13 protein-coding genes are annotated in these 13,767 nt (G+C 61.4%); 9 read left to right on the forward strand and 4 right to left on the reverse strand.

The features are described from left to right. The first annotated feature begins 20 nt into the window (after positions 1–20). On the forward strand, positions 21–353 hold the full coding sequence (locus AWB79_RS22630; RefSeq protein ID WP_061169671.1) for an FmdB family zinc ribbon protein: 333 nt from the start codon (positions 21–23) through the stop codon (positions 351–353). Positions 354–382: 29 nt separating this feature from the next. Here the strand turns inward: AWB79_RS22630 and AWB79_RS22635 are convergent, their stop codons facing one another. Then, complete coding sequence (locus AWB79_RS22635) at positions 383–1,129, reverse strand: GntR family transcriptional regulator (RefSeq protein WP_061169707.1); 747 nt, start codon at positions 1,127–1,129, stop codon at positions 383–385. A 159-nt stretch (positions 1,130–1,288) separates the two neighbouring features. Between AWB79_RS22635 and AWB79_RS22640 the strand changes: the two genes are divergently transcribed. After that, on the forward strand, positions 1,289–1,915 hold the full coding sequence (locus AWB79_RS22640) for an RBBP9/YdeN family alpha/beta hydrolase (RefSeq protein ID WP_061169672.1): 627 nt from the start codon (positions 1,289–1,291) through the stop codon (positions 1,913–1,915). Positions 1,916–1,993: 78 nt separating this feature from the next. Further along, positions 1,994–3,004, forward strand: a complete 1,011-nt coding sequence (locus AWB79_RS22645) for a sulfate ABC transporter substrate-binding protein (protein WP_061169673.1) — start codon at positions 1,994–1,996, stop codon at positions 3,002–3,004. A 17-nt stretch (positions 3,005–3,021) separates the two neighbouring features. On the opposite strand, the gene AWB79_RS22650 is transcribed toward AWB79_RS22645, so the two are convergent. Together AWB79_RS22650 and AWB79_RS22655 are read right to left on the reverse strand one after the other, a co-directional pair. After that, complete coding sequence (locus AWB79_RS22650; RefSeq protein WP_061169674.1) at positions 3,022–3,429, reverse strand: VOC family protein; 408 nt, start codon at positions 3,427–3,429, stop codon at positions 3,022–3,024. Then, the gene (locus AWB79_RS22655) at positions 3,426–3,935 is read right to left on the reverse strand and encodes a helix-turn-helix domain-containing protein (protein WP_061169675.1); all 510 of its coding nucleotides are present in this window, start codon (positions 3,933–3,935) and stop codon (positions 3,426–3,428) included. The genes AWB79_RS22650 and AWB79_RS22655 overlap by 4 nt, the downstream gene beginning before the upstream one ends. Positions 3,936–4,463: 528 nt before the next feature. On the opposite strand from AWB79_RS22655, the gene AWB79_RS22660 reads away from it, so the two are divergent. The 6 genes from AWB79_RS22660 to AWB79_RS22685 all read left to right on the forward strand — a co-directional run bounded on the left by AWB79_RS22660 (position 4,464) and on the right by AWB79_RS22685 (position 12,139). Further along, a complete protein-coding gene (locus AWB79_RS22660) occupies positions 4,464–5,207 on the forward strand; it encodes an ABC transporter permease (RefSeq protein ID WP_232470975.1) in 744 nt (247 codons plus the stop codon). A gap of 19 nt (positions 5,208–5,226) precedes the next feature. Then, positions 5,227–6,549 (forward strand): ABC transporter ATP-binding protein, encoded by a 1,323-nt coding sequence (locus AWB79_RS22665; protein WP_061169677.1) that lies wholly within the window; start codon positions 5,227–5,229, stop codon positions 6,547–6,549. Between the two features lie 66 nt (positions 6,550–6,615). Further along, positions 6,616–9,303 carry a glycosyltransferase gene (locus AWB79_RS22670; protein ID WP_232470971.1) on the forward strand — a complete coding sequence of 896 codons (2,688 nt, stop codon included), beginning with the start codon at positions 6,616–6,618 and terminating at the stop codon, positions 9,301–9,303. A 76-nt stretch (positions 9,304–9,379) separates the two neighbouring features. Beyond that, positions 9,380–10,606, forward strand: coding sequence for a class I SAM-dependent methyltransferase (locus tag AWB79_RS22675; protein WP_061169678.1), 1,227 nt, complete (start codon positions 9,380–9,382; stop codon positions 10,604–10,606). Positions 10,607–10,675: 69 nt separating this feature from the next. Beyond that, on the forward strand, positions 10,676–11,779 hold the full coding sequence (gene wecB, locus AWB79_RS22680) for a non-hydrolyzing UDP-N-acetylglucosamine 2-epimerase (protein ID WP_074169415.1): 1,104 nt from the start codon (positions 10,676–10,678) through the stop codon (positions 11,777–11,779). Positions 11,780–11,950: 171 nt separating this feature from the next. Beyond that, positions 11,951–12,139 (forward strand): hypothetical protein, encoded by a 189-nt coding sequence (locus tag AWB79_RS22685; protein ID WP_061169680.1) that lies wholly within the window; start codon positions 11,951–11,953, stop codon positions 12,137–12,139. A 9-nt stretch (positions 12,140–12,148) separates the two neighbouring features. Here AWB79_RS22685 and AWB79_RS22690 read toward each other — a convergent pair whose 3' ends face one another. Next, complete coding sequence (locus AWB79_RS22690; RefSeq protein ID WP_061169681.1) at positions 12,149–13,726, reverse strand: methyl-accepting chemotaxis protein; 1,578 nt, start codon at positions 13,724–13,726, stop codon at positions 12,149–12,151. Positions 13,727–13,767: the final 41 nt, after the last annotated feature.

The following is a 13,767-nucleotide window of genomic DNA, read 5'->3' on the forward strand; positions in this document are numbered from 1 at the left end:
TTTTCCGGAGCGGAGACTCGATGCCGATCTACCAATACGAATGCGAATCGTGCGGCAGCTTCGACGTGATGCGCAGCATCGCGGATCGCGATCTGCCGCATCTTTGTCCCGAATGCGGCGTGCAAACCACGCGCGCGGTCACGAGCACGGCGCTTTCGCTGATGCCGCAAGCTGCGCGCAACGCGTTCGCGACCAACGAACGCAGCGCGAATGCGCCGACCAGCTCGAAGAGTCTCGGCTATCGTCACGGACCGGGATGCAGCTGTTGCGCGCCGCGTGCGTCAACGTCAAACGATGTGGCGCGGCCCGCGATGAAGTCGCCGGCGGGACGTCCGTGGATGATCAGCCACTAGCGAGCCATTAGCGAGCAACTACCGGGCCGCTAGCGGTCGATGCGCAGGCGATACTGAAACGTATCGCCGCGAAAGTAGAGATATTCGAAGTCGATGGGCTTGCCATCGGCATCATGCGTGAGCCGCTCGATGCGCAGGAGCGGCGCGCCTTTCTTCACGGCGAGCGCATCCGCGATGGCGGAAGGCGCGGCGATGGCGTCGATCGCGAGATCCGCCGCGCCGAGCGGCACGGCGCAGTCGTTTTCCAGCATGAGGAAGATGTCGCGCGTGGCGAGATCGGCGCGCTCGATGCGCCGCCCGATGGCTTCGGGCAGAAACGTGACTTCATACGACACCGGCGTGCGATCGAGCAGCCGCACGCGATGAATCTCCGCGACGTTGCTGCCTTCGGCCAGCGCGAGCCGCGCGGCGACTTCGGCGGACGCAGGCACGAAGCTCAATTGCACGACGCGATTGACGATCTCGTGTCCCTTCTCCGCCATGGCTTCGGCGAAACCCTGCAAGGACGTGACGTTCTGATACGCCTTCGCGGGCTGCGACACGAACGAGCCCTTGCCGTGGACCTTGAAGATCAGCCCTTCCTTTTGCAGATCGCCGAGCGCCTGGCGAATCGTGATGCGGCTCACGTCGAACATCGTCTGCAACTCGCTTTCCGAAGGCATGCGGCTGTGCGGCGGGTAGCGGCCATCGAGAATGCCCGAGCGCAGCACGTCCTTGATTTGCGCGTAGAGCGGCACGGGCGCATCGGGCGAGATGGACGGACGGCGACTGGACATTGGCGATGAAGGGGAAGAGGGCGCTTGCGGCGTGCTGCGATTATAGCGGCGCGTCGCGGCGCGCATCGCCATAAACAAATGACGAAATATTGGTTAGCCGTACGCGCGCGCTGCCCGAGAATGAAGCCTTGCCAGATCGACTCGCAGCGAGGATCGAACATGAGTGAGCGCAGCGCGTGGGACGCACCGGAAGCGGGAGCGCCGTCTTTGTCACCGGTCACGCTCGTGACCGTGCCCGGTTTGCACGGCAGCGAGGACGCGCATTGGCAGAGCTGGCTTGAGCGCGAGATGCCGGGCGCGCGGCGCGTCGAGCAGCGCGAATGGAGCACGCCCAATCTCGCGATCTGGAGCGACGCCGTGCGCGACGTGCTCGCGGATATCGACGGCCCGGTGGTCATCGCCGCGCACAGCTTCGGCTGTCTCGCGACGGCGCATGCATTGACGCCCGCGGGTGCCAACCCGGCGCCGTGCGCGAACGTCAAGGGCGTGCTGTTCGTCGCGCCCGCGAGTCCGGCGAAGTTCCGCTTCGCGGGCGCGTTCAGCGCGCGACGGCTGCAGACGCTGTCGCTCGTGGTCGGCAGCGAAACCGATCCGTGGATGCCGCTCGACGAAGCGCGCACGCTGGCGCAGCGCTTCAACAGCGCGTTCGTGAATCTGGGCGATGCGGGGCATATCAACACGGCGGCCGGATTCGGGCCGTGGCCGCTTGCGAAGCATCTCGTCGAAACGCTGGCGCGGCATGTGTCGCCCGAATACGAGGAAGCGGAGAGCCGCGCTTACGGTTGATGCGCGGCGCGGGAATCGTTTCATGGGAATGGCCGCCTTCGGGCGGCCTTTGTGTGTTGTGCGGATTCTGGAGAACAAATGGCGGTCTATAAGAAGCTGGTCATCGCGCTTTCGCTGGGCATCGCGGTATCGTCGGCGAATGTCGCGTTCGCGGACACGACGCTGCTCAACGTGTCCTACGACGTGACGCGCGAGCTGTACAAGGATATCGATGCCGCGTTCGTCGCGGACTACAAGACGAAGACAGGCGAAGCGGTATCGGTGCGGCAATCGCACGGGGCATCGAGCGCGCAGGCCTTATCGGTGACGCAGGGCTTGCAGGCGGACGTCGTGACGATGAACCAGCCCAACGACATCGACCTGCTCGCCGAGCGCGGACAGCTCGTGCCCGCGAACTGGCGCAGCCGTCTGCCGGACGCGAGCGCGCCCTACACGACGACGATGGTGTTCCTCGTGCACAAGGGCAATCCGAAGAACATCCGGGACTGGAACGACCTCGCGCGTTCAGGCGTTCAAGTGGTGATCGCGAATCCGAAGACCTCGGGCAACGGACGCTATGCGTATCTCGCCGCGTGGGGCTACAAGAAGCAGCAAGGCGCGACCGACGCGCAGGCGCAGGACTTCGAAAAGGCGATTTTCAAGAACGTGCCCGTGCTCGACGCGGGCGGGCGCGGCGCGACGACGACCTTCACGCAGCGCGGCATCGGCGATGTGCTCGTCACTTTCGAGAACGAAGTTGGCCTGATGAGCGCGGGACCGGGGGCGAAGGATTTCGAGGCGGTGTATCCGTCGGTGAGTCTGCTGGCGGAGCCGCCTGTTTCGATCGTCGACAAGGTGGTGGACAAGCGCGGCACGCGCAAGCAGGCGCAGGCGTATCTCGACTTTCTGTACACGCCCGCCGCGCAGGAAATCATCGCGCGGCATCATCTGCGGCCGCGCGATGCCGCCGTGCTCGCGAAGCACGCGAGCGAGTTCAAGCCGTTGAAAACCTTCACCGTCGAGCAGATGTTCGGCAACTGGCAGAAGGCCCAGCAGACGCATTTCGCCGATGGCGGCAGCTTCGATCAGGTCGTCGCGGACAAGAACTGAGCGCGTTCCCGATCCTGTCAGCGCGGCGCCTGAATCATCTTCCAGCCGTTGCCTGCAGGATCGCGGAAACCCGCATCGACGCTGCCGTATCGATCGACCGGCTCCTGCGTGAATTCCACGCCTTTCGCCTTGAGCCGCTCGAAGGCGGCGCGGCAATCGTCCACCGACAGCACGAGCGGCGGCATCGCGCCCTTGGCGACCATCGCGCGCAGGGTTTGCGCGGTGGCGTCGTCGTGGATGGGCGCGCCGGGCGCGAACAGGCCGAGCTGGAACGAAGGCTGATCCGGATGCTGCACCGTGAGCCATCGATACGGACCGTTGCGCACGTCCGTGTGCACGCGAAATCCGAGTTTATCGACGTAAAACGCGAGCGCTTCGTCCTGATCGTCCACATACAGGCCCACCACGCTGATACCGTTGTTCATGTCATCTCCTTGGTTGATGGCCGGACTTTATCTTTCTCCACGCGACGCCGCTTCTCCAAAACTGCGATCGTGAGGCCGGGGCGCTGCGCGGCCTTCAGCACGCAGGCAGGCACGCGGTCGATGCTCGGGGTGCCGGCGCGCGCCTCGATGCGCATCGCGCCCGGGCTCATGCCGGTGATGTCGCGAAAGATGCGGCCGAAGGTGCCGAGACTCTCCCAGCCGGTGGCGAAGGCAATATCGGTGATGCTGAGGTCGGTGTCGCGCAAAAGCGTCGTGGCCTGCTCGATGCGCCGCGTCAGAAGATAGCGATGCGGCGGAATGCCGAAAGCGCGCTTGAAGGAGCGCGCGAAGTGGGCTTCGGAGACGCCGCTGACTTCGGCCAGGCGCGCGACGGGCCAGGCTTCGTGAGAGGCGGCGTCGATGCGGTCCTTGGCGCGCAGGAGGCGGCGCAGGAGGGCGGGGTCTTCGAGGGGGGGCTCGGCGGCGGCGTCTTTGCGTTGTGTCATGGGAGTCCGTGGAAGACAATCTGCGCGCCGTGCATGCACTGACCAGCAGCAATGCATGATAGCCAGTCCATAGCATCGCTGCCACGTTCAGTGGCGATCCTCTAGTCGTCACATTTTGTTCCGGGCGGTAACAAATAATCATTTCCCGCGCTGGGGACTTGCCGGCTCCTGCGCGCAGCGCGGAGAATCCCCCCAACTTACAGATGATTCGATCTCGGTGACCGGTTCCGCTATAAGTCGGATCTCGCATTGGGAAAGCCCAATGGACCTGGAGCGCCACTTGTGCGTGGTGCATCGCCGTCGGCGTTTGTCGAGAGGCATGTCCGAAAGCGCCCAAATCAGCGAGTGCGCCAGCGGCGACCCGGAACGTGTTCTCGCTAATCCCGCAGTTCGGATCGCCCCCAGCAAAGCTCAAACGTCAATATGAGTTTTACATATAAACACAACGGCCGCGATGAAAGCCGACAGCGTGCTGGTTTCAGTACGCTCTTTATTGTTCCCTGGCGAAATCGACGCCTCATTTATGCGTTGACGAAGCGGGAAATCCTAGGCCGATATCGTGGTTCTGTAGGGGGCCTCGCGTGGTCCATTGTCCAGCCGCTAATCATGCTTGCAATGTACACAGTGGTTTTCGGCACGCTTTTGAAGTCCCGCTGGCCCGGCACAACAGACAGCTTTCAGTTTGCGGTAATCCTCTTTGCAGGATTGATGTTCTTCAATTTCTTTGCTGAATGTTTGACCAAGGCTCCAACGGTCATCACGTCCAACGCGAACTACGTGACGAAAGTGATCTTTCCGATCGAGGTTCTGCCCTGGATCACCGTCGGGTCTGCCGCATTTCATCTGCTCATGAGTTTGGTTGTCTGGGCTGCTTTCGCCCTGTGCGTCTACCAGCAGATTTGCTGGACCGTCATTTTTCTGCCGATCATCGTCATCCCGCTTGCATTTGTGAGCGTCGGCGTGGGCTGGCTTTTCGCCGCGACAGGCGTTTATATCCGCGACCTGACCTATGTGACGGGACTCCTTTCGTCCATGCTGATGTTTTTATCGCCCGTGTTCTATTCCATCGATACGCTTTCGCCCGCCTTTCGCGCATTGATCCTCGCCAATCCGCTTACATTCATCGTCGAGCAGGCGCGGGCGGTGATGATCGCGGGGGCGCTGCCTGACTTCGGCGGCATTGGTGTCTACATGTTGTGCAGTGTGGTGTTTGCGTGGCTATGCCTTGCGTGGTTTCAGAAGACGCGAGAAGGATTCGCCGATGTCCTGTAACGCGCCTGCGAATCCGGACATGTCGCGAGCTGATTCCTCCGCGGAGTCCACTATTCAGGTGCGAGGCGCTTCAAAGCGCTTCGCCATCTATGAGACACCGGTTGATCGTCTCAAGCACATCATCTTCCCCGGAAGCCGTAAATACGCGAAGGAGTTCTGGGCTTTGCGCGATGTTTCATTCTCGGTCGGTCGGGGCGAAACCGTCGGCATCATCGGCCAAAACGGCTCGGGCAAATCGACCCTCTTGCAGATCGTTTGCGGCACGCTGAGGCCAAACTCCGGCGCGATCGAGGTGAATGGACGGGTCGCCGCATTGCTGGAGCTGGGCGCGGGGTTCAATCTTGAGTTCTCCGGGCGCGAGAACGTCTACCTGAACGCCGCCATGCTCGGAATGACCTCGGCGGAGATCGACGAGAAGTTCGCCAGCATCGAGGAATTCGCCGAAATCGGTGAGTTTATCGATCAACCCGTGAAGACGTATTCGAGCGGCATGTATGTCCGCCTCGCGTTTGCGGTTGCGATTCATGTCGATCCAGCCGTTCTGATCATCGATGAAGCGCTTGCGGTCGGAGACGCACGCTTTCAGGCCAGATGTTTCAACAAGATTCGCGAGATGAAGGAGGCGGGCGTGACGATCCTTTTCGTCTCCCACGACGTTGGGTCGGTGCGCAACCTGTGTGAGCGTGCCATCTGGCTGGATCGCGGCAGCGTACGCATGATGGGAAGCGCCTTTGCTGTCACCGCGCAGTACACCCAGTTCATGTCGGAAGGCGAAGCCGCTGACGATGCATCCGATGCCGTGGTTCGCCACGACACCGCGTCCACGAGGCCTGACGACGAGATGTGTCAGTCGTCGCGAGAGAGCGCCGGGCCGATCAATCACTGGGGCTCGCATATTGGATCGATCGTTTCGGCGGGTGTATTCGATCATCTCGGGGTACGTCAGACGGTGTTTTCGGAGTTCGATGACATTTTTGTACGCATCTCGGTTCGCTTGCCGGAGGATATCGATCGAACGAATCTGAGCGTTGCGTTTTCGATCAAGGATACGAAAGGCACCGATTTGATCGTGCGGACGACACATGACGAGAAAGCGATCGACTTCAGTTTCGAAGCGTCGAAATTCGAGCTTGAATTCCGTCTCAAGAACCAGCTCAACAACGGGCGGTATTTGCTCGTTGCGGCGCTGGAAGACAGGACGTCGCGTGTGCCGCACTACTACGAGTACATCGAAGGGGCGAGCTACTTCTCGTCGTATGTCGGCGGTGACCGATACGGAATGTTCTTGTCTGAGATAACCGAGAAGATCAATGTGGAAAGTGGACTTCTGACCAGGCCATGAGTAATCGGTGTGCAGGGCGCGGCAAAGAGGTGAGAAATGAGCAAGTGTGAAACAATGAGTAGAGCTATGAGTAGATCCGAGTTGGACGTGCGCAGGGAAGAAGTTGCGGCGGGATCGGGCGAAAATGCACTGGACGATGACCTCCGTCAGAGGGCGTTGAAACAGCGCCTCGCGCGCAAGGACCGATTCGCGCTCGCCAGACGTCTCTCTGAGACGATTGAGGAAATAAGCGCTCTCAGACACAAGCTGAAAGTTACGTCGAATAGCCTGGCGCATGAAACGCGTGAGCGCGAGCGCATTCAGATTACGCTCGGTGAAGTTTTCGACAGCAGCTCCTGGAGAATTACGGCGCCGCTTCGGCGCATCGCGAGGGCGGCCTATGCGGTTGCTGCGCGCGCGAAGGGAGCGACGCCAGCGCATGTGACCGGGACACCCTCGTTGCTTGAACAGCCGGCTGCGACGAATGGAGAGTACGAGCGGCACACGCGCGCGCAAGCGGGTCACTTCACCGCATACATCAACGACCCGTCGAAGCAAAGAAGACATCAGATCGCCCGCTTGCTGGCTTCGCACCCGGTTCGCCGGGGTGTCGTGCTATGTCCCGTTGCTTATGACCTGTCTCTGAAGCAGCGTCCGGATCACCTCATGGCGGAGTTCGCCCGTGCCGGTTATCTCTGCATCATGCTCGAATTCGGCGGGGCCTACCCGGTCATCCGACCGCAAGAGAAGAACCTCTACGTGTCGAATATGGTGGAAGACTTCCTTGCTTACTATCAGCACGAACCTGTCACACTGTATCTTCACTGGCCGGGCTTCCGGTACTGTGCCGAAATCTGCCGCGAAGCTTTCGTCATCTACGACGTCCTCGACGATCTGACGATCTTTGCAAACTATTCCGAGGTGATGCGTCTCGATCACGAGGTGATGCTCGAGACGGCCAATGTCTGCCTGTTTTCCTCGAAGAAGCTGTTCGATGAGAACAAGGCGAAGGTCGCGAATCCGCTGCTGCTCGAGAACGGTGTTTACGCCGACGACTTTCGCAGTGGAGATCGAACGCGATGCAACGTGCCCGAGCGACTGCACGAGCTGGTGCGCGGGCGTCGGGTCGTGGGCTACCACGGCGCAATTTCCGAACTGATCGACTTCGATCTACTTGACGAACTGGTGCGCCTGGATAACGTGGTTCTGCTGTTCGTCGGCCCTGTGGTGGCTTTCGAGCCGCAATTCCTACCGCGTGTGCAAGAGCGCATGGCGAATCTCGGCACGTTCGACAACTTCATCCACCTCGGCACCAAACCCTATGCCCAGTTGAAGCACTATCTCGCGTGGGTCGAAGTCGGTATTGTGCCTTTCATCGTCAGCGAGAAGACCGATCCGGTATCGCCGCTCAAGTTGTTCGAGTATCTGGCTGCTGGAAAGCCCGTCGTCGCCACCCCCACGAAAACCATCCTCGAATACGACGACGCTGTGATGGTGGCGTCGGGCGTCAGTTTTGTCGAGGTTCTCGCAAGCGAAGAATGGGCGCACGCTTATACGGACGCGTCCGTCGAAGTGGCGCGCCAGCACTCGTGGCCGGTGCTGCACGGGCCGCTGCTAGAGGAGGTGAATGCGGGAAATCTTGGCGACAGGCTGATGGGCGCTGTACGCAAATCTATGAACGTTGACATCGTCAACGTCAACTTCTATGACTGGAAGGGCGAGACTGTCTTCAAAGGCGGCGCCGAGCGCTACGTCTACGATCTCGCCATGCTGCTGCGGGGCATGGGCTGCAATGTGCGGCTTCTGCAGAATGCATGGGAACCGTTCGAGCGCGATTTCCGCGGCGTAAAGGTCATCGGCGTGAAGGCCGCGAATGGCTATGATTTCGGCGTGATGTCGAGCAAGTACGCGGAAATCTGCGCCGAATCCGATCTGATTATCGCTTCGCCCACGGAACTGGCAGCATCTCTCGGCAAGTTCACGCGCGTCATTTCGATTAATCACGGTATTCATTGGGACGCGGCGACCAACAGCCTCGGCAACTTCGACAAGGCTCGCTACGAGAGCCTGTTCAGTGCATTACGAAACAGCAATCAGTGCGTATGCGTAGACACGAACTTCATCAACTGGCTGCGCACGTACGACTGGGGACTCGCGAACACGCTCACCTATGTGCCGAACTATGTGGACATGGATTCCTTCAAGCCGTACCCCAAGGATTTCGATCAGGACGAGATCTGCGTGCTGCTCCCGCGCAGACTGTATGAGGCGCGCGGGCTATATCTCACGATCAACGCATTCGACGTGCTTTTCGAGCGCCGCTCCGATCTAAGACTGATCCTGTGCGGGCAGGCAATCGACGCGGATGCGGACGCGGTAAAAGCGTTCATGGACCGGCACCCGACCAAGGTGACGTGGATCGAGTACGACATGGAAGACATGCACAAGGCGTACGTCGAAAGTCATATCGCACTCGTTCCCACCATGTATTCGGAGGGCACATCACTGTCCTGCATCGAGGCGCTGGCGACGAACAACGCTGTTATCGCGACGAACGTCGGCGGCCTGCCGAATCTTATCGTCGACGGCTATAACGGCAGGCTGATTCGCGCGGACTACATGGAGCTCGCTGCCGCCATCGAAGAGCTAGCCGACGATCGCGTCAGGCTGGCAGCGCTCGCGAGAAACGGCCTCGCATCGGCCACGGCCTTTTCCAAGGCGGAGTGGGAAAGGCGTTGGCGAGACGTCATCGAAAGCACGCTCGAAGTGGAATAAAGATGCAGCGGGCATTGTGCACGGCGAGACGCGTGCGCCACGCTCCTTTTCGACAACCACCATATACGAGCGCTTGATGAAAGACATCAACTCGAAGCAATACTGGGACAACCGGTTCTCGACAGACTGGGTTTCCGCCGGCGGACACGAGCAAACCCGGTTCTTTGCCATGATCGCCGCGAAGGCCATGCCGGCGTGGCTGAAGGAGCAGATCCGGCAAGAAGAACTGGAGGTCTGCGACTGGGGCTGTGCTGAAGGGCAGGGCGTGGACGAACTGGGTAAATGGATCGGTACGACTTCGATCACCGGCGTCGACATTTCGGAGGTCGCAATCGAGAAGGCGCGCGCCGCTTTCCCCGAGGCACGGTTCAAAACGCAGTCCGTCGATCAGATGGAGGAATACGATATCGTGTTCTCTTCCAATACACTCGAGCACTTCGATCGCCCGTTCGAGGTAATGGCGAATCTGGCGCAGCGAGCAAGACGGTATCTCGTGGTACTCCTTCCGTTTCAAGAGTACGTGAGAATCTCCGAGCACTTTTTCACCTTCGACTTCGACAACTTGCCTGTGTCACCGGCGCCCGGTTTCTCGGCGGTGGCTTGCCGCGTAGTGGACGCCGCCAAGGTGAACATCGACTTCTGGAATGGCAAGCAGATCCTTGTGGTCTATGCGCGTTTATCCGCGCTGGGGGACGGGCGCCCCCATCTGAAGAATCTCTTCGTGGGGGACGACAGTTACGAGGATTTCGCGCAGACGCGTACCCGTCAAATGGCCGAGGAGTGTCGTTTTCGGGCCGAAGAGTTGTCTCGGACGCGGAGCGAACTGGCGGCTGTGCATGCGCGGCTCGAAAACGAGTGCAAGGAACTGGCCGACTTGCGTGCAAAGGGCGACGCCATCGCGCATGGACTCACAGCGGATCGCGACACCATGAAGACTCAACTTGACCAGTGCTTGCAGAAGGCGAGCGATGATCGTGAGGACCTCGCGCGCGCCCAGGCGAAAGCACTCGAAAGCGCAGCAGACTTGGAGCGGGTCCGAGAGCAAGCGTACGAGTACGCGAGGGAGTTGGAGCGGATTAGGGCGGAAGCCGGCCAGCCGGCGATCGAGGCGGAGCGCCTGCGAAACGCCCTTGCCCACGCGAGGGAGCGCGCGGATGCGCTGGCGCAGGAAGGCCCGCAACGGGACATCGCGCTGACGGAAGCACGGAACGCTGCAAGCGACCTTAAGGGGCAACTGGATGCCATGATGCGCACCAAAACCTGGCGCACGAGAAATGCCATTCTGAAGCTCATTGGACGATAGAAACATCATCCGGGTGTGCCGCTATGCGCATAGGCGGATTCATCATCGAAACTTGAACTGGAAATCGTTGTGAAGAGACGCAAGGTTATTGTCACAGTAGGAACCCGCCCGGAAGCCGTCAAGATGGCGCCGCTCATCAAACGGCTTCAGCAAGAAACGTGGGCGGAATGTCGTGTCCTGGCGACGGCCCAGCATCGCGGCATGCTGGATCAGGTGTTGCGCCTGTTCGATATCAAAGCCGATATCGACCTGGATATCATGCAGCCTAACCAGTCCTTGCCGACACTGACGGCGCGCCTCACCACGAGGCTGGATGAGGTGCTGGAGTCGGAGCAGCCTGATGTGCTGCTTGCGCAAGGCGACACGACCACCGTACTGACGGCCGCCCTGGCCTGCTTCTACCGGCGCATTCCATTCGGTCACGTCGAGGCTGGTCTACGCACGGGCGATCTATCCAATCCGTTCCCGGAGGAAATGAACCGCGTTGTCGCCAGCCGGTTGGCGCGCTGGCACTTCGCGCCTACGCAGGGTTCGAAAGACAACCTTATGAGGGAAGGCATCGAGGAGTCGGCCATTCACGTCACGGGCAATACGGTCATCGACGCGCTGCTGCACGTGGCCGACCGTTGCGACGACGCGTCGCCCTATAAGGGTGAACAACGGCTCATTCTCGTGACTTCGCATCGTCGCGAAAATTTCGGCGAAGCGTTCCAGGGCATCCTGCGTGCGATCAAGTCCGTTGCCGACAAGAATTTGGACGTGCACATACTGTATCCGGTTCATCCGAATCCGAATGTCCGTGACGCTGCCTATGCGCAACTGAGCGGTCACCCGCGCATTACTTTGTGCGAACCACTCGATTACCTGCCCTTCGTCGCAGCGATGAAGCAGGCGCATCTGATACTGACCGACTCGGGTGGCGTGCAGGAGGAAGCGCCGGCGCTCGCGAAGCCGGTGCTCGTGATGAGGCGCGAGACCGAGCGTCCCGAAGCCGTCGCGCACGACGTGGTGAAACTCGTCGGAACCGACTACGACGAGATCGTCAGCAGTGTGCAGCGTCTGCTGGACGACCCGGCCGAGTACAAACGCATGGCGCGTGGCGTGTCGCCCTACGGCGATGGATTCGCGTCGGGCCGCATCGTCGACGTCTTGAAAAACCATTTCGACGTATAGGCTCGCCTTTCATGCTGGCGGCGCGGCCGATAAACGGGCATCGATCGTGCAGCCGAATCGTCAGGTCGGCCGTGAAGGCGGAGTCACAGGTACGAACTGAAGTGGTGTAGTCTGGCGTCCGGTTGCATTCTTCGAAATACGCAATTCGCTCGCCGCGTACGCGATGAGTTCGTGCGTATTCGAAATCGCCGACTGCTGCGCCACGCGAAATCGGGTGGAGCGGCCTCCGCTTCGTCGCGGTGCCCGGGCGCGGCGACGTATCAGGCCGCATCGACGCCGATGCCGCTCATCGCGCCCGTGCCGATTCTGGCGATCATCGCCCTGGCCGAGGCTACGCTGGCATACTGCTGGCTCGCGTAACCCTCGCCATCACGCGATGCACGCGACGTACTCCACCTTCTCCACCTGAAACACCGCAACCGCCTGCCGCAACGACTCGGCCTGTTCCGCGAGCGACTGCGCGGCGGCCGACGCTTCCTCGACGAGCGCCGCGTTCTGCTGCGTGACTTCATCCATCTGCGCGACGGCCACGTTGACCTGATCGATGCCCATGCGCTGCTCGCCGGACGCGGCGGCCACTTCGTTCATGATCGCCGTCACGCGGTTCACCGATGCAACCAGCCCTTCGATGGTGCCGCCCGCATGCTCGACCAGCGCCGAGCCGTTCGAGACGCGCGCGGTCGAATCCTCGATGAGCGCCTTGATCTCTTTCGCGGCCACGGCGCTGCGCTGCGCGAGCGCGCGCACTTCGCCGGCCACGACTGCGAAGCCGCGTCCCTGATCGCCCGCGCGCGCCGCTTCCACGGCGGCGTTGAGCGCGAGAATATTGGTCTGAAACGCGATGCCCTCGATCACGCCGATGATGTCCGCCATATGCGACGATGCCTGCGCGATGCCACGCATCGTGGCGACGACATCGCTGACGGTATCGCCGCCGCGGGTTGCGTCGCCGCACGCGCGGGTCGCGGCGTCGGTGCCGGCGGACGCGTTGTCGGCGTTGCGGGCGACGGTGCTCGCGAGCTCCTCCATGCTTGCCGCCGTTTCTTCCAGCGACGCCGCCTGCGACTCGGTGCGCTTCGACAGATCGACGGTGCCCTGCGCGATTTCCCCAGCCGCTTCGGCGATCGCCGCGCTCGACGCCTGAATGCCGAGCACGATCGTGTTGAGGCGCGTGCGCATGGTTTCGAGCGAGACCATCAGGCTGTCGGGATTGCGATGTGCGACGTTGATCGGCTCGCGCAGATTGCCTTGCGCGATGCGCGCCGCGAGCGCCTTGGCTTCGCCCGGCTCGCCGCCGAGCGCGCACGTGAGGTCGCGCGTGATGATGAGCGCGGCCGCGATGCCGGACAGCGCCGCGAGCACGCCGAGCGCGATCATGATCATGCGTGCGCGCGCGTAGGCGGCGTCCGCGTCGCGGTTCGCAATCCGGTTCTGCTCGTCCTGCAGCGCGACCATCTCGCGCGCGGCGTTCATCCAGTTGCGCTGCACCGGGCGCAATTCGTCGATCAGCACGCGAATCGCGGCTTGTTGCTCGCGCGCTTCCGCAAGCGATATGGCTTTCCCGATGATCGGCGCGGCGGCGGATTCGCTCGCGCGCAGCTTGTCGAGCAGGGCGAATTCTTCGGCCGTTGCGTGATCGGCCTTGAAGCGTGCGCCGAGCGTATCGAACGACTGTGCGTAACCCCGCGCCTGCGTGCGGATGCGTTCCTTCTCCGCTTCGACCGCCGCGATGTCGCTCAGCAGCGCGATATTGCGCAGCGCGATCATCCGGTCGCTGATCGAAAGCGCGAGCGCGTGCGCGAGCCGCGCTTCCTCGTTGTTGACCTCGACCACTTCGTCGAACCGCGCCTGGATCTGCGCCATGCTGACGAGCCCGAAGGCAAGCACCGCGCCCAGCATCGACAGCACCGTGCCGAAGCTCAGGCCCAGTTTCGTGACTACCTTCATGTATCGAACTCCCCGTAGACAGTTGCAAAGCCTCTTTCTTT

This window comes from Caballeronia hypogeia, assembly GCF_001544875.2.
Classification (GTDB): domain Bacteria; phylum Pseudomonadota; class Gammaproteobacteria; order Burkholderiales; family Burkholderiaceae; genus Caballeronia; species Caballeronia hypogeia.

Coding starts and splice junctions, on each gene's coding strand:
- AWB79_RS22670 (WP_232470971.1), top strand. CDS start 6,616: ATGAGTAGATCCGAGTTGGACGTGCGCAGGGAAGAAGTTGCGGCGGGA.
- AWB79_RS22650 (WP_061169674.1), bottom strand. CDS start 3,429: ATGAACAACGGTATCAGCGTGGTGGGCCTGTATGTGGACGATCAGGAC.
- AWB79_RS22640 (WP_061169672.1), top strand. CDS start 1,289: ATGAGTGAGCGCAGCGCGTGGGACGCACCGGAAGCGGGAGCGCCGTCT.
- AWB79_RS22665 (WP_061169677.1), top strand. CDS start 5,227: ATGTCGCGAGCTGATTCCTCCGCGGAGTCCACTATTCAGGTGCGAGGC.
- AWB79_RS22630 (WP_061169671.1), top strand. CDS start 21: ATGCCGATCTACCAATACGAATGCGAATCGTGCGGCAGCTTCGACGTG.
- AWB79_RS22635 (WP_061169707.1), bottom strand. CDS start 1,129: ATGTCCAGTCGCCGTCCGTCCATCTCGCCCGATGCGCCCGTGCCGCTC.
- AWB79_RS22675 (WP_061169678.1), top strand. CDS start 9,380: ATGAAAGACATCAACTCGAAGCAATACTGGGACAACCGGTTCTCGACA.
- AWB79_RS22655 (WP_061169675.1), bottom strand. CDS start 3,935: ATGACACAACGCAAAGACGCCGCCGCCGAGCCCCCCCTCGAAGACCCC.
- AWB79_RS22690 (WP_061169681.1), bottom strand. CDS start 13,726: ATGAAGGTAGTCACGAAACTGGGCCTGAGCTTCGGCACGGTGCTGTCG.
- AWB79_RS22645 (WP_061169673.1), top strand. CDS start 1,994: ATGGCGGTCTATAAGAAGCTGGTCATCGCGCTTTCGCTGGGCATCGCG.